Below are 16,637 nucleotides of genomic sequence, written 5' to 3' on the forward strand. Positions count from 1 at the left end.
ATACCGATATCAGGCCAGCGTGTAGGCCGTCTTCACCGTGGTGAAGAACTCGCTCGCATATTTGCCCTGCTCACGCGGGCCGAAAGAAGATGCCTTGCGGCCACCGAAGGGAACGTGGAAGTCCACGCCTGCGGTTGGCAGGTTGACCATCACCATGCCCGCTTCCGCATTGCGCTTGAAGTGGGTTGCATGCTTGAGGCTGGTGGTGGCGATGCCGGAGGATAGGCCGAATGGCGTGTCATTGGCAACGGCCAGTGCCTCGTCATAATCCTTGACGCGGATGACGGCTGCGACAGGTCCGAAGATTTCTTCCTGCGAAATGCGCATGCTGTTGGTGGCTTCGGTAAACAGCGTCGGCTGAAGGAAGAAGCCGGGTGTTTCGCGCTTGACGAGATCGCCACCGAAGGCAACCTTGGCGCCTTCCTTTTTGCCGATCTCGATGTAATCGGTGTCCTGCTTCAGCTGCTTTTCATCAACCACCGGGCCGACATGGGTTTCCTTGTCCATGGCGTGGCCGACATTGATCTTGGCCAGACGCTCGGTCATGGCGGCAACGAACTTGTCGTGAATGCCTTCGGTCACGATGATGCGCGAAGACGCCGTGCAGCGCTGTCCGGTGGAGTAGAAGCCAGAGTTTGCGGCGGCTTCCACGGCAACGTTGAGGTCGGCATCGTCAAGCACGACGAAGGGGTTCTTGCCACCCATCTCCAGCTGGAATTTACGGTTGAAAGGCAGCGACGACGCTGCAACGCGCTGGCCGGTGCCGGTAGAGCCGGTAAAGGTGATGCCGGACAGATGCGGGCTGTCGAGCATGGCCTGACCGACGACCGAGCCGCGACCCATGACGAGGTTCAGCACGCCCTTCGGCAGACCGGCGCGGTGGAGAATATCGACAATCGCCCAGGAGCAGCCCGGAACGAGATCGGCTGGCTTGAAGACGATGGTGTTGCCGTAGCAGAGAGCTGGCGCGATCTTCCAGGCCGGAATGGCAATCGGGAAGTTCCACGGCGTGATGATGCCGATGACGCCGAGCGGCTCGCGGGTGACTTCGACGCCGATATTCGGGCGGGCAGAGGGAATGACTTCGCCAGCAAGGCGCAGCGCTTCACCGGCAAAGAAATCGAAGATTTGCGCGGCGCGGATGGTCTCGCCGATACCTTCGGCCAGAACCTTGCCCTCTTCGCGGGCCAGAAGCGCGCCGAGTTCTTCCTTGCGGGCCAGAATTTCGTCAGCCGTCTTTTTCAGGATCGCGTGGCGTTCCAGAATGCCGGATCGCGACCATGCCGGAAAAGCGGCCTTGGCGGCAGCAATCGCCTCTTTCGCATCGTCTGCGCTCGCCTGCGCATAAAGACCGACGACCTCGTTGGTGTCGGACGGGTTGATGTTTTTCGACGTGTCGGCGCCGATCCACTCGCCGTTGATAAGATTCTGGTGAACTGTCATGAAGTGCTCCCTGTGATGTCGAGCGGCGACCATCTCGTCACCCTCTTTCGTCCAAGGCCAACCGGCCAAAAGCTAGCCGCGCGGATAAGCGGCAAAATTGGTCGCGACCTTATGTCATCTTATCTGTCTGGAAAAGTCACCATATCATAATATTATCAGATTTTATGAAGATCGCTGCCGACCGTTCATTTTTTCGAGGTGCAGAAGGAGGCCACTATGGTCGATATCCGCACCGCCATCGCCGACGAAAAGATCGAATTCCTGCGTGATCGTCTGCGTCAGCGGCAAATCCAGCGACAGGTCTTTCGCCGTCGCCAGCACGCCGTTGAGATCCTTCAGCTGGAATTTGGAAGGACCGCCCGGCACGAAGTCGCGTTTGACCATGCGCTCACCGTGCAGTTCCAATATCCGGCTTTCGGCAAAACCGCCGCGAATGGCATTGCGGAACCCTTCGCGCGAAGCACCGCCCGCCTCCACCAGCATCATCGCCTCGGCAACCGCACCGATGGTAATGGCCACGATCTGCTGGTTGGCCAGCTTGCAGAGTTGCCCGGCACCCGAGGGGCCGACATAGGTCAGCCTGCCCATGGCGGCAAATACGTCCGAAAGGCTCGTGACCAGCGCCTCATCACCACCCGCCATAATGGCCAGCGTGCCCGCACTTGCGCCGACGACACCACCGGATACCGGCGCATCGATGTGACCGATTCCGAGTGCGCTCAGCCTGCCGGAATGGTCGCGCGCGATGGGCGGGGCAATGGAGCTGCTGTCGATGACGACCGCGCCTTTTTCCAGCACCTGCGCCACGCCGCTATCGAACAGCACGTCGCCCACCGCCTTGCCATCGCTCAACATGGTGATGACGACATCGGCACCCTTGGCGGCGTCTGCCGGAGACGAGGCCAGCACTGCACCATCGGCCACCAGCGCCTGCGCCTTCTCGGTGCTGCGGTTCCAGACCCGCACGGTAAATCCAGCCTTCAGGAGATTGCGCGCCATGGGCCCGCCCATCAATCCCGTGCCGATAAAGGCGATCGCGCGGCTATTGTCTTTGGTCATCGTCATTCCTCCCGAATTGGTTTCAATGTGCACATTACCATCGTCTCCGAAAGGGCGTTTGGGCTCGGCGCGGTTCGCTGAGGCACGCAGCCCGCGCAATGCGCTCTTGCTCTCCCACTTCAAACCATGTCATTTTCCAGCATTGCCAGCAGGAGATACGACATTGCTCAGACGCTCGTTTTTCATCGCCATTGCCGCGACCATTCTGTCGCCCGCCCTTTCCTTCTCCGCCGACCTGCCGGACCTGAAGGGCAAAACCGTGGTCGTTGTCACGGAAAATGCCTATCCGCCGCTGCAATTCGTCGATCCCGCCTCCGGCAAGGCAATCGGCTGGGAATATGATGCGATGGGCGAGATCGCCAAGCGGCTGAATTTCAAGGTCGAGTATCAGAACACATCCTGGGATGCGATGATCCAGGCCGTGTCCGATGGTCAATACGACATCGGCATGACCGGCATCAGCATCAAGGACGAGCGCAAGCAGAAGGTGGATTTCTCCAATCCCTATATGCGCTCGGAAATGTTCATGCTGGTGCGCGCCGATGAGACGCGCTTTACCGATGCCAAGAGCTTCGCCGCCTTCGACAAGGGTCTTGTCGGCGCACAGGCTGGGACGACACCTTTCTATACAGCCGTCTACGACATTCTCGACGGCAATGAGCAGAACCCGCGGGTGAAATTGATGGAAACCTTCGGCGCCACCGTGCAGGCACTGAAAACCGGCGATGTCGATCTTGTGCTGACGGATGGTGTGGCTGGCAAAGGCTATGTCGATGCATCTGGCGGCACGCTGAAGCTGATCGGCGGCCCCTTGGGCGGCGATGATTTCGGCTTCATCTTCAAAAAGGGCTCCGATCTGGTCGCGCCTGTGAATGCCGCCATTGCCGCGCTGAAGGCGGACGGCACCTTTACCGCACTCGATAAGAAGTGGTTTCTGGACTACAAGCTCGGCCAGTAAACCCATGCTTGGCAATGACAGAAAGACGACAGCGTGAGCCAGAGGCGCAGATCCACCGTGACGGATGATTTTCCATGGTGGCTGGTGGCGCTCGTCGGCATCGGGCTGGTGCTGGCCGTGGTCATTGCGGTCAACGGCATCTACGCGCAGGTCTTTGCCACCGTCATCAAAGGCATCGGCATGACTGTTTTCGTCACGCTGGTGGCCTTCGCGCTCGCCTCGCTGTGGGGTCTGCTCATCGCCATCATGGGCATGGCCGATACGCTCGTGCTGCGCCAGATTGCCCGTTTCTATATCGAAACGGTGCGCGGCATCCCTGTTCTCGTCGTGCTGTTCTACATCGCCTTTGTCGGCGCACCCGCCTTCGTCAGCCTGTTCAACTGGGTTATCACCCCGCTCATTCAGGCCGGATGGGTTGAAGCGATGCTGGTGCGCGATTTTTCGCTGACATGGCGGGCCATTCTGGCACTGACCATCTGCTACGCCGCCTTCATCGCGGAAATTTTCCGCGCCGGTATCGAGGCGGTGGATGAGGGGCAGATCGAAGCCGCAAAGGCACTCGGTCTCAACCGCTTTCAGCGCTTTCGCCTCGTCACCTTTCCGCAGGCCATCCGCACGATCTTCCCGCCGCTCTCCAATGATTTCGTGTCCATGGTCAAGGACAGTTCGCTGGTCTCGGTACTGGGCGTCATGGATATCACCCAACTCGGCAAGGTCTATGCGGCGGGCTCGTTCCGGTTTTTCGAAACCTATTCCATCGTCGCCTATATCTACCTCATCCTGACGCTCGGCCTGTCGCTGGCCCTGCGGCGCGTAGAAAAATCCCTGCGCCGCAGCCCGCGCGGATAGATTACTGGCCTTTGAGCGCCGAATCCCAATGCTCATCCGCCTTGCCATCCACGAAACGCCATGTGTCGAACCATGTCGTCGTGTAGGTCTTGGACGGGTCTTTCGGGTCCTTGACCTCATGCACGAAACCAACCGTCACCAGATCGCCCTCGGCGGTCACGAAAGCGACGGGTGAGCTGATCTTGTCCGGAATGGGCTTCTTCGGCACTTTCAGCACCTCGGTGAAGAACTTGATCACACCGTCACGGCCCGATGCGGCATTGGGATTGTGCTGGATATAACGCTCGGTCAGATATTGATCCGCCTTGTCCCAATGGCCGGCTTCCAGCAGATCGCGGATGATCTTGTAGGTCACCTGCTTGTTAACATTGAGCTTTGGGTCCGGGCTGGTGAACAGCGCTTCGGCGTCGGGCGCCTTGACGACGGCTTCCTGAGCCTGGGCTGGCAGAGAGGCCAGCGCAAATGCGGGCAGCGAAAGAGCGCAACCAAGCGCGATATGTCTGATGAAGCGTATCATGGGTTCTCCTCATGGGTGCGGGCAGTGGATGCCGGACCATAGAACGCGGAGAACGCTGCCGGAAGCAGGCAGTTTTTCCGCCGCTGGTCACATGCAGGGAACCAGCGGCGGAAAGAGGCGTCAGGCGTGCGCTTCAGCCTGCTTCTTCCCCTGCGCCGCAATCATGCGACCGGCAATGATGACGAGCACGCCCGCCACCGCCAGGCAGGCGGAAAGGAAGAACATCGGCGCAATCGTGCTGCCCGTCTGATCCTTGATCCATGGCACCACATTTTGCGCCACGAAGCCGCCGAGGTTGCCCACCGAGTTGATGGCGGCAAGACCCGCCGCCGCACCGGCACCTTTGAGGAACCGGCCCGGCAGGCTCCAGAACACCGGCTGGCCTGCGAAAATGCCAGCGGCTGCAATGCACAGGAACGCAAATTGCAGGACCGGCATCGTCACCAGCGCCGACATCAACAGGCAGAACGCGCCGAGGAAGGCAGGTCCGACGATATAGGGCGTCTTGTTTTCCGCACGGTCGGCAGCCGCTGGGATGACGTAGAGCGCAACCGCAACCACGATCCACGGAATGATGTTGATGAAGCCGTTGGTGGTGTTGGAAACGCCAAAGCCCTTGACGATGGTCGGCAGCCAGTAGCTGAGACCATAGGCCGCCAGCGGAAAGCCGACGAAGCACAGCGACATGAACAGCACACGCGGATTGATCAATGCCTTGAAACCGTTTTCGGCATGTTCTTCCATATCGGAGTTTTCAGACGCGATGCGGTTCTTCAGCCAGTCCTTTTCCTCCTGGGTCAGGAACTTCGCCTTCTCAGGCGTGTCGTCCAGATAGAAGATGGTGAAGATACCGGCGATGACGGCCGGAACGCCCGTGGCAAGAAACACCCATTCCCAGCCCGCATAACCGAACAGCCCGTCGAGATCGAGCAGCATACCGCCCAGCGGTGCGCCCACGGCATTGGCCAGCGCGCTGAAGATCATGAACAGCCCGACCATCCGTCCGCGATAATCACGCGGGAACCACAGGGTCAGGAGATAGAGAACGCCGGGAAAGAAACCCGCTTCGCAGGCGCCCAGCAGAAAGCGCAGAATATAGAACATCGTCTGGCTGCTGGTATAGGCCAGCGCAATCGTCACCAGCCCCCAGGAAATGATGATGCGCGCAAACCAGCGACTGGCCCCGAACCGGGTCAGCAGCAGGTTGCTCGGAACTTCGAAGATGAAATAACCGATGAAGAACAGCGATGCGCCAAGGCCATAGGCATATTCGCTCAATCCCAGATCGCCCACCATCTGCAGCTTGGCAAAGCTCACATTCTGCCGGTCGATATAGGCGATGAGGTAGAGAAGCCCCAGAAACGGCATCAACCGCCAGGTGATTTTTGAAATGAGTGCTTTTTCAGATACCAAAACGTACCCTCCCCTGTCAGCTGCATGAACATGCAGGCCGAATACAATCGAGAGCGCAGCCCTTCACGCAAGCGTTACGGCGTCGTGAGATCACAACTGCGCGAGAGCGTAACGCGCGAAACTCGATTTTTATCCCGCCAAGGATGATCAATCTCGCGGCGGCGAACCGCCCGGCTAAGCGGATTTCATTCGGCGCGGCAATATTGCCGTGGAAAAGCCGATCTGCTATGAAAGATACATGGGATCGAAATTCGGATGTCTCGCGCAAAACATTTTCGTGCTGCAGGACCACAAGCGTCTGCCGGCACGCTTTTTCGCGGATATTTCCGGCGCGCTGAATACGCGACTTACGTTCGCCTGATAGCCCCTCGCTGCCAGTCTTTTCGCGAACCCAAATCCTTTTCAATATCTGATGGATATAGCCATGAGCGCACCTCGTACCCTCTATGATAAAATCTGGGACGACCACGTCGTCAATCGTGACCCGGACGGAACCTGTCTTCTCTACATCGACCGTCACCTCGTGCATGAGGTGACGAGCCCGCAGGCCTTCGAAGGTCTGCGCCTGGCCGGTCGCCCTGTTCACTCGCCCACCCGTACGCTGGCCGTGGTCGACCACAATGTTCCCACCACCGCCGACCGTCTTGAGGGCATCAAGAACGAGGAAAGCCGCATTCAGGTGGAAGCGCTGGCGCATAATGCTGCGGAATTCGGCGTCGAATATTACTCCGAGCGCGACAAGCGCCAGGGCATCGTTCACATCGTCGGGCCGGAACAGGGCTTTACCCTCCCGGGCATGACCATCGTCTGCGGTGACAGCCACACCTCCACCCACGGTGCCTTCGGTGCGCTCGCGCACGGTATCGGCACATCGGAGGTCGAACACGTTCTGGCGACCCAGACGCTGATCCAGAAGAAGGCCAAGAACATGCTGGTGCGTGTCGATGGCAAGGTGCCAGACGGCGTCACCGCCAAAGACATCATTCTGGCCATCATCGGCGAAATCGGCACGGCTGGCGGCACCGGCCATGTCATCGAATTTGCCGGTGAGGCGATCCGTTCGCTCTCCATGGAAGGCCGCATGACGGTCTGCAACATGACCATCGAGGGCGGCGCGCGCGCCGGTCTGATTGCGCCTGATGAAACCACCTTCGACTATATCAAGGACAAGCCGCGCGCACCCAAGGGCGAGACGCTGGAACAGGCCATCGCCTATTGGAAGACGCTGAAGTCCGATGAAGGCGCGCATTACGACAAGGTCGTTGTGCTGGATGCCGCCAACCTGCCGCCCATCGTCTCCTGGGGCTCCTCGCCGGAAGACGTGGTCTCGGTGCAGGGCACGGTTCCCGATCCGGATGAGATTGCCGACGAGAACAAGCGCAATTCCAAGCATCGCGCGCTGGACTATATGGGCCTTAAGCCCGGCACCAAAATGACGGATATCGCCATCGACCGTGTCTTCATCGGCTCCTGCACCAATGGCCGCATCGAGGATTTGCGCGCCGCCGCCAAGGTGGTCGAAGGCCGCAAGGTCGCCCCCACGGTCTCCGCCATGATCGTTCCCGGCTCCGGTCTGGTGAAGGAACAGGCGGAAAAGGAAGGTCTGGACAAGATTTTCCTCGAAGCGGGTTTCGAGTGGCGCGAGCCCGGCTGCTCCATGTGCCTTGCCATGAATGACGACCGCCTCGCCCCCGGCGAACGCTGCGCCTCCACCTCCAATCGCAACTTCGAGGGACGTCAGGGCTATAAGAGCCGCACCCACCTCGTCTCCCCTGCCATGGCGGCAGCGGCAGCCGTTGCGGGCCATTTCGTGGATATTCGCGAGTGGCAGTAAACCGGCCATGATGATCGACCGAAAGCCCTCCGGGTTTTCGGTCCTTCGGCCTGCGCTGACTGACAGCGCCTTCCCTGCATAGCCCTTTGAAAATCATTGAGCCGTGATTCTCCGTCTTTGACGGGGAATGGCCTCTGCTCGTCTTTAAGACTGCTCACGCCTCAATGGCCCAATCATCCAGACATGCAGCAAAAAGAAAAGGCGGCCCGAAGACCGCCTTTTTTTAAAATTCCCGATGGGGGAAAAGCTTATTCAGCTGCACCTTCAGCGGCCTTTGCTGCTGCGGCTTCTTCAGCTGCCTTGGCTTCAGCAGCTTCTGCTGCGGCCTTTTCAGCGGCCAGAGCCTGTGCTGCTGCAACCTTTTCAGCTTCGATGCGTGCCTTTTCTTCGGCAGCGGCCTGACGCTCAGCGTCGTTGAGCTTGCGAGCGCGAACGCCGGTGTCTTCAACGATACGAGCGGACTTACCGCGACGGTCGCGCAGGTAGTAGAGCTTCGCGCGGCGAACCTTACCGCGGCGGACGATTTCAACGCCTTCAACCAGCGGCGAGTAAACCGGGAATACGCGCTCTACGCCTTCGCCATAGGAGATCTTGCGAACGGTGAAGCTTTCGTTGATGCCGCCGCCGGAACGGGCAATGCAAACGCCTTCATAGGCCTGTACGCGGGTACGGTTGCCTTCCGTTACGCGTACGTTGACGCGAACGGTGTCACCTGGGGAAAATTCTGGAAGCGTACGCTTCGCTTCGATCTTGGCAGCCTGTTCGGCTTCCAGCTGTGCGATAATGTTGGTCATGTTAACCTCTGAGTTCTTCTGAAACAGCCAGAGCGCTCAACTGTCATCCCTTGAAACCTTGTCTCGGGACCATGCCTTGCGGCAGGAGCGGGTTCACCATTCTTTGCTTGCGGTTAAAGGGGTAAACCCCAGTTCCACGCGGGCCATTACAGCAAGACGGCGCATTTGTCATCCCTCTTGTGACATTATTTTGTCGGTCGCTGCCTGATTGTCGTCCATCCCGTCAACGGATATGGAGGTTTCAGGCGTAGCGCATCGGCGCGAAAATACAAAGAATGAGAGCGTCCTATGCGTCCGCAAGAACGCAGGCGCTCTCAGAGACGCGCCGGGAGGGGCCATGTCATTCTTCATCATCCTGCTGCTGCTTGCCAGCGGCTTTCTGTCCGGTGCCGTCAATGCCATCGCCGGCGGCGGCACGTTTCTAACCTTCGGTGCCATGACGATTGCCGGAATCGCGCCGATTTCGGCAAATGCCACCTCCTCCATCGTGCAGTTTCCCGGCTATGTCACATCCGTCATCGCCTACTGGCCGGAAATCCGCGCCCACTGGAAAGGCGCGGTGTTTCTCGCCATTCTTTCCATTGCTGGGTCTACCGCAGGCGCGCTGCTGCTTCTGTCGCTGGATAACCCCTCTTTCCGCCAGCTCGTACCATGGCTGCTGCTCGCTGCTACGCTTCTCTTTGCCGCAGGTCCTTGGCTGCGCCCGCGCACAAGTGTTGAGCGCTCACCCGGCAATGCAGCCAGCCTCACCGGTCAGTTCTTCACATCCATCTATGGTGGCTTCTTCGGCGCGGGCATGGGCATCATGATGCTGGCCGTGCTGGGCCTGACGGCAGGTGGCAGCTATCACCACCTCAATGCGCTGAAAAACCTGCTGGCCGTCGTCATCGCGGCGGTCGCCATCGTCGTTTTCGTCGGTGGCGGTGTGGTGGCATGGCCTGCCGCGCTGATCATGATCCCGGCCTCGGCCATTGGCGGCTATAGCGGCGTCTATATTGCGCGCCGCGTGCCGCAGTGGATCATCCGCGCCTTGGTGATCTCGGTCGGCCTGCTGCTGTCGGTCTATTATTTCGTATCGACCTGAGTTGGCTTAGCCAGAAGGTCCGGGCGACGCTCTTTCGTCAGCGCCAGCGCCTGCTCATGCCGCCAGGTGTCGATAGCCTTGTGGTTGCCGGAGGTCAGAACAGCGGGAATATCGCGCTCTTCCCAGACCTGCGGGCGGGTATAATGCGGATGCTCCAGTAGCCCGCCCTCGAAACTCTCATGCACGCCCGAGAGGTCGTTGCCCATCACACCGGGCAGAATGCGAACCACGGCATCCAGCAGCGTCAGCGCTGCCGGTTCACCACCGGAGAGAATATAGTCGCCGATGCAGACTTCTTCGAGATCGCGCGCATCGATCACCCGCTGGTCCACGCCCTCGAAACGGCCACAGATAATGATCACACCATCCCCGGCGGCAATCTCGCGCACCCGTTCCTGTGTCAACGGTCGCCCACGCGGGCTCATCAGCAGCCGCGGACGCGTATCATCCTTTGAGACGGCATCGATAGCCGCTGCCAATACATCCGGCTTCAGCACCATGCCCGCACCACCACCGGCTGGCGTGTCATCCACGCTGCGGTGTTTGTCGGTGGCAAAATCACGGATTTGCACCGGCTCGATCTGCCACTGGCCGCGCTCCAGCGCCTTGCCCGCCAGCGAATGGGAGAGATGTCCCGGAAACATGTCCGGGTAGAGCGTCAGCACCGTTGCCTTGAAGCTCATCGGCTTATTTCTTGCTCTTGCCGAAAATCGGATGATCCGGGTCATCCTTGCCGTCTTCAGGATTGTCGATCAGCCCGGCAGCAAAGGGATCGATCAGGATTTTTTTGGCCTCGAGATCGATTTCCAGAACAGCAGCCTCGGAAAAGGGAATGAGCGCCGGGCGTCGGCCCGCACCCTTCAGTTCCAGAAGATCGCCCGCACCGAAATCATGCACGGCAGTGACAGAACCATAGCTCTTGCCGTCGGCATCCACTGCCTCCAGCCCTTCCAGATCGGTATAATAGAATTCGTCATCATCCAGATCGTCATCCGGCAGATTGTCGCGGTCGACGAACAGCTCGATACCATTCAGAGCTTCCGCCGCATTGCGGTCGTTAATCCCGCGAAAGCGCACGATGACAACAGTCTTGGCTTCGCGAATCTCAAGAATCTCGAACACGCGCCCGTCAGCGGCAACCAGATTGCCGTAATCGCCCAGCGCCGTCGGATCGTCCGTATAGGAACTCACCCGCACCTCGCCACGCAGTCCCTGCGCCGCGCCAATCTTGGCCATGAGAATGGGGTTTTCCAGCTTTGCCATCGGTCGTCCGTTTCGGTGTTCGTCTTTAAAAATCTATGTACGGCATGTTGCGGTCAAAATAAACATAAACGGGTGGCGCGGAAAACCACGCCACCCGTTTCATAACCGTGCAGGCCGGAATTATTCGGCAGCAGATGCTTCTGCGGCAGCAGCAGCGGCGTCGTCGGCCTTCTGCTTCTTCTCAGCAACGCGCTCGAGAGCCTTCTTGCCTGGCTTTGCCTTTTCAGGGTTGCTGCGTGCGTCGCGGGTTGCGATGCCAGCTTCTGCGAGGAAGCGCAGAACGCGGTCGGTTGGCTGTGCGCCCTTTTCAATCCATTCCTTGACGAGGTCAGCGTTGATCTGGATGCGATCAGCATTGTCCTTGGCAAGCATCGGGTTCCACGAACCGACCTTCTCCAGGAAACGGCCGTCGCGTGGCGAACGGGCGTCTGCAACGACGATCTGGTAGTACGGGCGCTTCTTGGAACCACCGCGTGCGAGACGAATTTTCAGTGCCATGTGAGTTCTCCTTATAATGGCTTGCCCGCCGGTCAGGCGGTCTTGTCGGTGCCGTTGTGTTCAGCGGCAATTGCTTCATGATGCCGGATGACTTCCTTGATGATGAAGTTTAAAAACTTCTCAGCAAAATCCGGGTCCAGATTGGCGTCCTTTGCCAGACGGCGCAGGCGTTCGATCTGGTATTCCTCGCGCGCCGGGTCTGCCGGCGGCAATTCGTGGGTTGCTTTCAAAACGCCAACCGCCTTGGTGCGTTGGAACCGTTCTGCCAGCATATGCACCAGCGCCGCATCGATATTGTCGATGGACTGGCGGTATTGCGAAAGTTGGGCCTTTATCTCTGCATCGGTCATGCCAGCTCTCACTTCTTCTTGCCAAAACCGGGCAGGCCGGGAAGACCACCCAGACCCGGAAGCTTCGGTCCGCCCAAACCGGGAAGACCGGGCATTCCGCCCATGCCACCAAGACCGGGAGGCATAGCGCCGGGCTTGCCAAGACCTGCGGCTTCCGCCTGCTTTTGAAGCGCTTCCAGCTGCTTGGGGTCCATATTGGCGAGATCAGGCATTCCGCCCATTCCGCCACCCATTCCACCGCCAAGGCCCATCTTGCCCGCAAGTCCACCCATCATCTGTTTCATGATGCCGCCCTTGCCCTTGCCGCCCATGGCTTTCATCATGTCGGCCATGCCGCGATGCATCTTGAGCAGCTTGTTGATTTCGGCAGCGTCCGTGCCGGAACCGGCAGCGATGCGCTTCTTGCGGCTGTGTTTCAGCATGTCAGGGTTGGCGCGCTCGGCCTTGGTCATCGAAGAGATGATGGCGATCTGGCGGTCGAACATCTTGTCGTTCATACCGGATGCCGCCATCTTGTCCTTCATGCCCGCCATGCCGGGCATCATTCCCATGATGCCGCCCATGCCGCCCATTTTCTTCATCTGGCCCAGCTGGTCGGCCAGATCGTTCAGATCGAACTTGCCGGACTGCATCTTCTTGGCCATCGCCGCGGCTTTTTCCGCGTCGATGTTTTCAGCAGCCTTTTCGACCAGCGAAACAATGTCGCCCATGCCCAGAATTCGGTCGGCGATACGGCGCGGGTGGAACTCGTCCAGCTCGCCCATGCGCTCGCCGGTACCGATCAGCTTGATCGGCTTGCCGGTCACCGCACGCATCGAGAGCGCTGCACCGCCACGGCCATCGCCGTCCATACGGGTCAGCACGAGGCCGGTAATGCCGACGCGCTCATCGAAGTTGCGGGCCAGATTGACGGCGTCCTGACCGGTCAAACTATCCGCGACCAGCAGAATTTCATGCGGCTTGGCGTTTTTCTTGATATCCGCCATTTCCATCATCAACGGCTCGTCGATGTGGGTACGACCGGCGGTATCGAGGATCACGACATCATGGCCGCCGAGCTTGGCCGCCTGCACGGCGCGCGAAGCGATATCGGTCGGCGATTGTCCTGCAATGATCGGCAGCGTATCGACGCCCGTCTGCACGCCGAGCTGGCGCAACTGCTCCTGCGCTGCCGGACGACGCGTGTCGAGAGATGCCATCAGCACCTTCTTCTTGTCGCGGTCGGTCAGGCGCTTGGCGATCTTGCCTGTCGTGGTCGTCTTACCAGAGCCCTGCAGACCCACCATCATGATGACGACGGGGGCAGCCGCGTGCAGGTCGATGGCCACGCCTTCGGAGCCCAGCATCTCGACCAGTTCGTCATGGACGATCTTGACGACCATCTGGCCGGGCTTGATGGCTTTGAGAACCGAGGCGCCGACGGCCTTTTCACGTACCTTGTCGGTGAAGGACCGCACGACTTCGAGCGCCACGTCCGCTTCCAGAAGCGCACGGCGAACCTCGCGCAGGGCCGCCGTTACATCGGCTTCCGAAAGCGCGCCACGGCCGGTCAGTCCATTCAGAATGGAGCCAAGGCGGTCCTGGAGGTTTTCAAACATTGCGTCATCCTTCTTCGTTTCGGGGTCACCGAAACGTCGGTTCTTTTGCTGTCAAAAACAAGACGCCCGGGAAAGGGCATAGCCAAAAAGCACCCGAGGGCGCATCGCGCTGTCGGATGTTTGCCTCCGGGATCTCTTTATACCTTGCGGGTCCCGGTCGGCGGCTGCGGTCATGAAACTGCCAGCTGATGGGCGCGGGTAAACAGCAAAAGCCCGCAGGAGTCAAGCCAAAGCTGGTTTTTGCCGTTCCGGATGCTGTCGTCCGCGCGCCGTCAGATCAATTCTTCGAGCCTTTGGCGAGATATTCCTGGCGGTAGCGCTCGATGGCGACATTGTATTTGATGACATTGTCGGAGCTCTTGGACGCTTCCATGGCCATGACGCGGACCCAGCGCCCGGCTTCCTGCGAAAACTCGTAGGGCGTGAGGTTATGCTCTTTAAGAACCTTGGCAGGGTCGAGCTTGAGTTCGGTTGCCGCCTGCAAATGCCCCTGCACGCGCGCATAATCGTCCAGCGTCGCCAGCTTGCCCTCGATGTCGACCTGCTCGGTCTTGGCGAAACGGCCCCGGTTGGGATCGCCGAATGCCTCGCCGAACACCCGCATGATGTCGCCATCGGGGGCGGATGTCTTCAGCGCCTCGGTAAAGGCAACGTCGACGGCCTCATAGGAGTGCATGTCGAGACCCAGTATGGCGATCACCTCCTGCTTGTCCTGATGGTTGGCGATCCGTCCGTTGGCAGAGGCCCATTCCTCGAAGGTCACGCCGTTCACCGGTTCGGGCAATGGTTCGGCCCGCACCGTCGCGGCCAACATGAGCAGAAGCACAAAAGGAAGAGCAAGAAATCTGAGGATCGTCATGGTGGCGTCTCCTGAAATAGGTTTACGAACATGAAAAATCGAAATGGTTGTACGTCGGTAGTTTTACAACAATTTTTCAAAATTCGACAAGCCTGACGCCGTCGGCATTGAATGCGGGGCTTCGCAGACTTACACATGAGGGATGAAAAGACGAAGCCTCTTCAAACTCTCCTTTCTCGGTGCACTGCTTGCAGGCGGCGGTCTTTACGCGCGCCAGTCCAGTGCCAGCGCCTATTATAAAGGCCCGCTCTCCGACCATTTCGATGGCGCGCGGTTTTTCAATCCCGGCGGCGAAGCGCCCAATGGGTTTCTCGATCTCATGAAGTGGCGGTTCGATGGCAACAAGGCCACATGGCCGGACGCCTATCCCAGCCCGTTCCCCTTCGTCAAACCGGACGAGCGCGTGAACGGCACAAATCTGCGGGTCACCTTTATCGGCCACGCGTCCTTCCTCATCCAGACGGCTGGCCTCAATATCCTGATCGATCCGGTCTGGTCGGAACGCACCAGCCCCTTCAGCTTCGCCGGTCCCAAGCGTGTCAATCCGCCCGGCATCCAGTTCAAGGATCTGCCGCCCATCGACATCGTACTGGTCACGCATAATCATTACGACCATCTCGATCTGGAAACGCTGCAACAGCTGCACATCCACCACAAGCCGCATTTCATCACACCCCTCGGCAATGATGTCGTCATCCGTACCCGCGTGCAGGCGGCAAAAATTTCGACCGGCGACTGGGGCGACGTATTGCCCGCCTCACCGGATGTGAAAATCCATTTCGAGCCCTGCCATCACTGGTCGGCGCGAGGCCTCAACGATCGCCGCATGGCGCTCTGGGCCGCCTTCGTCATCGAAACACCAGGCGGCAAGATTTATCACATCGGCGATACCGGCTTCCACAGCGGCCTGAACTACCACGCCGCCGCCAAGAAACACGGCTCTTTCCGCCTCGCCAACTTGCCGTTTGGCGCTTACGAGCCCCGCTGGTTCATGAAAGGCCAGCACCAGAACCCGTCAGAAGCCGTGGAAGGAATGAAAATCTGCAACGCAGCCTATGCCTGCGGCCACCATTGGGGCACTGTTCAACTCACTGACGAAGCCATCGACGCGCCGATCATCGCCTTGAAGGCAGCGCTGACAGAATACGACGTCTCCCCAGACCGCTTCCGCCCGATGCACCCCAGCGAAGTCTTCGACGTGCCGATGGCATGAATGAAAAAGGGCGCTTCGGCCATGCCAAAAGCGCCCTTACCCGAGACATCGCCCCGGGCACCATCCCACTGCACAACAGCGAAATGCTTACTTCTTCTTGGTCGTGCTCTCGCTGGCCTTCACCTGCGACCCAAGCGTCGGAGCCGCCGCAGGCGCCACCTTGTCCTTCTTGGGTTTTCTGACTTCTTTATTGCTACGAACCTGACCCTTGGCCATGATCTATACTCCCATTCTGCGCCCCCATCTTAGCGGCTATCTGGCCTGCAAAGGCAAGCGGTTTCTGATAGAGGGGGTTGATTGGTCGGGCGAATGCGACGGGGACGGTTGTGTTTTTTGGGTTTGTGGCTGGGGGAGCTTTGGCTGCAACGTTAGCACGGTACACCAATATCGTTGTGAAGCGGGAAGTCAGTCTAGACACAACGGCAGCAACCCTCATCCTGAGGCGCGAGCAAAGCGACCCTCGAAGGACGAGGGTTGCGGGCGTGGGGGGGGGCAGAGTGTGCGGCGGATGCTTCGAGGGTCGCTTCGCTCCCACCTCAGCATGAGGGCGGAGGGTGTGGCGGGCGTCCCCATGAGAGCGCAGGGCGAGATCGCCCCCTCTGCCCTGCCGGACATCTTCCCCACGAGGGGGAGATTGGCAGGAGGCACGCTCACTGCACCAGTTGTAGACATGGGAGGGATCGCAGACCAGCAACTTAAGCCCGTGCATCAGAATGGCTAAAGAGGGCAGGTAAGAGGCTGGATGCGCGGCACACCGCAGCAACCCTCATCCTGAGGTGCCCCGTAGGGGCCTCGAAGGACGGGGGTAGCGGGCTTAGGGCAGAGTATGCGGCAGATGCTTCGAGGCTTTGTCCTTCGGCCAAAGCACCTCAGCATGAGGGCGGTGGGTGTGGCGGACCTCCTTA

General features: G+C 59.5%; 17 protein-coding genes. 5 read left to right on the forward strand and 12 right to left on the reverse strand.

Annotation, left to right across the window (positions count from 1 at the left end; translation table 11 throughout):
* Nucleotides 1–9: 9 nt before the first annotated feature.
* Together ABUK73_RS21460 and ABUK73_RS21465 are read right to left on the reverse strand one after the other, a co-directional pair.
* Complete coding sequence (locus tag ABUK73_RS21460; RefSeq protein WP_353579043.1) at nucleotides 10–1,443, reverse strand: aldehyde dehydrogenase family protein; 1,434 nt, start codon at nucleotides 1,441–1,443, stop codon at nucleotides 10–12.
* Nucleotides 1,444–1,605: 162 nt separating this feature from the next.
* On the reverse strand, nucleotides 1,606–2,502 hold the full coding sequence (locus tag ABUK73_RS21465; RefSeq protein ID WP_353579044.1) for an NAD(P)-dependent oxidoreductase: 897 nt from the start codon (nucleotides 2,500–2,502) through the stop codon (nucleotides 1,606–1,608).
* Between the two features lie 163 nt (nucleotides 2,503–2,665).
* Between ABUK73_RS21465 and ABUK73_RS21470 the strand changes: the two genes are divergently transcribed.
* Nucleotides 2,666–3,460, forward strand: a complete 795-nt coding sequence (locus ABUK73_RS21470) for a transporter substrate-binding domain-containing protein (RefSeq protein ID WP_454892405.1) — start codon at nucleotides 2,666–2,668, stop codon at nucleotides 3,458–3,460.
* A gap of 57 nt (nucleotides 3,461–3,517) precedes the next feature.
* Nucleotides 3,518–4,309, forward strand: coding sequence for an amino acid ABC transporter permease (locus tag ABUK73_RS21475; RefSeq protein WP_353579045.1), 792 nt, complete (start codon nucleotides 3,518–3,520; stop codon nucleotides 4,307–4,309).
* Between the two features lies 1 nt (nucleotide 4,310).
* Here the strand turns inward: ABUK73_RS21475 and ABUK73_RS21480 are convergent, their stop codons facing one another.
* Nucleotides 4,311–4,826, reverse strand: a complete 516-nt coding sequence (locus ABUK73_RS21480) for a nuclear transport factor 2 family protein (RefSeq protein WP_353579046.1) — start codon at nucleotides 4,824–4,826, stop codon at nucleotides 4,311–4,313.
* Between the two features lie 120 nt (nucleotides 4,827–4,946).
* Entirely contained in the window at nucleotides 4,947–6,239 is a 1,293-nt protein-coding gene (locus ABUK73_RS21485; protein ID WP_353579047.1) for an MFS transporter, read from the reverse strand.
* Between the two features lie 424 nt (nucleotides 6,240–6,663).
* Between ABUK73_RS21485 and leuC the strand changes: the two genes are divergently transcribed.
* Entirely contained in the window at nucleotides 6,664–8,073 is a 1,410-nt protein-coding gene (gene leuC / locus ABUK73_RS21490; RefSeq protein ID WP_353579048.1) for a 3-isopropylmalate dehydratase large subunit, read from the forward strand.
* Nucleotides 8,074–8,321: 248 nt separating this feature from the next.
* On the opposite strand, the gene rplS is transcribed toward leuC, so the two are convergent.
* Complete coding sequence (gene rplS / locus ABUK73_RS21495) at nucleotides 8,322–8,867, reverse strand: 50S ribosomal protein L19 (RefSeq protein ID WP_113087456.1); 546 nt, start codon at nucleotides 8,865–8,867, stop codon at nucleotides 8,322–8,324.
* 337 nt (nucleotides 8,868–9,204) lie between these two features.
* On the opposite strand from rplS, the gene ABUK73_RS21500 reads away from it, so the two are divergent.
* Complete coding sequence (locus ABUK73_RS21500) at nucleotides 9,205–9,951, forward strand: sulfite exporter TauE/SafE family protein (protein ID WP_353579049.1); 747 nt, start codon at nucleotides 9,205–9,207, stop codon at nucleotides 9,949–9,951.
* Here ABUK73_RS21500 and trmD read toward each other — a convergent pair.
* The 6 genes from trmD to ABUK73_RS21530 form a co-directional block, all read right to left on the reverse strand.
* Nucleotides 9,933–10,634 (reverse strand): tRNA (guanosine(37)-N1)-methyltransferase TrmD, encoded by a 702-nt coding sequence (gene trmD, locus ABUK73_RS21505; RefSeq protein ID WP_353579050.1) that lies wholly within the window; start codon nucleotides 10,632–10,634, stop codon nucleotides 9,933–9,935. The genes ABUK73_RS21500 and trmD overlap by 19 nt on opposite strands.
* Before the next feature lie 4 nt (nucleotides 10,635–10,638).
* On the reverse strand, nucleotides 10,639–11,214 hold the full coding sequence (gene rimM / locus ABUK73_RS21510; RefSeq protein WP_353579051.1) for a ribosome maturation factor RimM: 576 nt from the start codon (nucleotides 11,212–11,214) through the stop codon (nucleotides 10,639–10,641).
* 120 nt (nucleotides 11,215–11,334) lie between these two features.
* On the reverse strand, nucleotides 11,335–11,712 hold the full coding sequence (rpsP, locus tag ABUK73_RS21515) for a 30S ribosomal protein S16 (RefSeq protein ID WP_113087452.1): 378 nt from the start codon (nucleotides 11,710–11,712) through the stop codon (nucleotides 11,335–11,337).
* Nucleotides 11,713–11,744: 32 nt separating this feature from the next.
* Complete coding sequence (locus tag ABUK73_RS21520) at nucleotides 11,745–12,062, reverse strand: chorismate mutase (RefSeq protein ID WP_113087451.1); 318 nt, start codon at nucleotides 12,060–12,062, stop codon at nucleotides 11,745–11,747.
* A gap of 8 nt (nucleotides 12,063–12,070) precedes the next feature.
* Entirely contained in the window at nucleotides 12,071–13,660 is a 1,590-nt protein-coding gene (gene ffh, locus ABUK73_RS21525) for a signal recognition particle protein (RefSeq protein ID WP_353579052.1), read from the reverse strand.
* Between the two features lie 277 nt (nucleotides 13,661–13,937).
* The gene (locus ABUK73_RS21530) at nucleotides 13,938–14,519 is read right to left on the reverse strand and encodes a hypothetical protein (protein WP_353579053.1); all 582 of its coding nucleotides are present in this window, start codon (nucleotides 14,517–14,519) and stop codon (nucleotides 13,938–13,940) included.
* 142 nt (nucleotides 14,520–14,661) lie between these two features.
* Here ABUK73_RS21530 and ABUK73_RS21535 point away from each other — a divergent pair, with 142 nt between their 5' ends.
* Complete coding sequence (locus ABUK73_RS21535) at nucleotides 14,662–15,732, forward strand: MBL fold metallo-hydrolase (protein WP_353579054.1); 1,071 nt, start codon at nucleotides 14,662–14,664, stop codon at nucleotides 15,730–15,732.
* An 87-nt stretch (nucleotides 15,733–15,819) separates the two neighbouring features.
* On the opposite strand, the gene ABUK73_RS21540 is transcribed toward ABUK73_RS21535, so the two are convergent.
* The gene (locus ABUK73_RS21540) at nucleotides 15,820–15,948 is read right to left on the reverse strand and encodes a hypothetical protein (RefSeq protein ID WP_353579055.1); all 129 of its coding nucleotides are present in this window, start codon (nucleotides 15,946–15,948) and stop codon (nucleotides 15,820–15,822) included.
* Nucleotides 15,949–16,637 lie beyond the last annotated feature (689 nt).

This window comes from Agrobacterium vacciniicorymbosi (assembly GCF_040427045.1).
Taxonomy (GTDB): domain Bacteria; phylum Pseudomonadota; class Alphaproteobacteria; order Rhizobiales; family Rhizobiaceae; genus Agrobacterium.

Bases quoted from the DNA above. Each gene is read 5' to 3' on its own strand.
- ABUK73_RS21460 (WP_353579043.1), bottom strand. From the start codon at position 1,443: ATGACAGTTCACCAGAATCTTATCAACGGCGAGTGGATCGGCGCCGAC.
- ABUK73_RS21465 (WP_353579044.1), bottom strand. From the start codon at position 2,502: ATGACCAAAGACAATAGCCGCGCGATCGCCTTTATCGGCACGGGATTG.
- ABUK73_RS21480 (WP_353579046.1), bottom strand. From the start codon at position 4,826: ATGATACGCTTCATCAGACATATCGCGCTTGGTTGCGCTCTTTCGCTG.
- leuC (WP_353579048.1), top strand. From the start codon at position 6,664: ATGAGCGCACCTCGTACCCTCTATGATAAAATCTGGGACGACCACGTC.
- rplS (WP_113087456.1), bottom strand. From the start codon at position 8,867: ATGACCAACATTATCGCACAGCTGGAAGCCGAACAGGCTGCCAAGATC.
- ABUK73_RS21500 (WP_353579049.1), top strand. From the start codon at position 9,205: ATGTCATTCTTCATCATCCTGCTGCTGCTTGCCAGCGGCTTTCTGTCC.
- trmD (WP_353579050.1), bottom strand. From the start codon at position 10,634: ATGAGCTTCAAGGCAACGGTGCTGACGCTCTACCCGGACATGTTTCCG.
- rimM (WP_353579051.1), bottom strand. From the start codon at position 11,214: ATGGCAAAGCTGGAAAACCCCATTCTCATGGCCAAGATTGGCGCGGCG.
- rpsP (WP_113087452.1), bottom strand. From the start codon at position 11,712: ATGGCACTGAAAATTCGTCTCGCACGCGGTGGTTCCAAGAAGCGCCCG.
- ABUK73_RS21520 (WP_113087451.1), bottom strand. From the start codon at position 12,062: ATGACCGATGCAGAGATAAAGGCCCAACTTTCGCAATACCGCCAGTCC.
- ffh (WP_353579052.1), bottom strand. From the start codon at position 13,660: ATGTTTGAAAACCTCCAGGACCGCCTTGGCTCCATTCTGAATGGACTG.
- ABUK73_RS21530 (WP_353579053.1), bottom strand. From the start codon at position 14,519: ATGACGATCCTCAGATTTCTTGCTCTTCCTTTTGTGCTTCTGCTCATG.
- ABUK73_RS21535 (WP_353579054.1), top strand. From the start codon at position 14,662: ATGAAAAGACGAAGCCTCTTCAAACTCTCCTTTCTCGGTGCACTGCTT.
- ABUK73_RS21540 (WP_353579055.1), bottom strand. From the start codon at position 15,948: ATGGCCAAGGGTCAGGTTCGTAGCAATAAAGAAGTCAGAAAACCCAAG.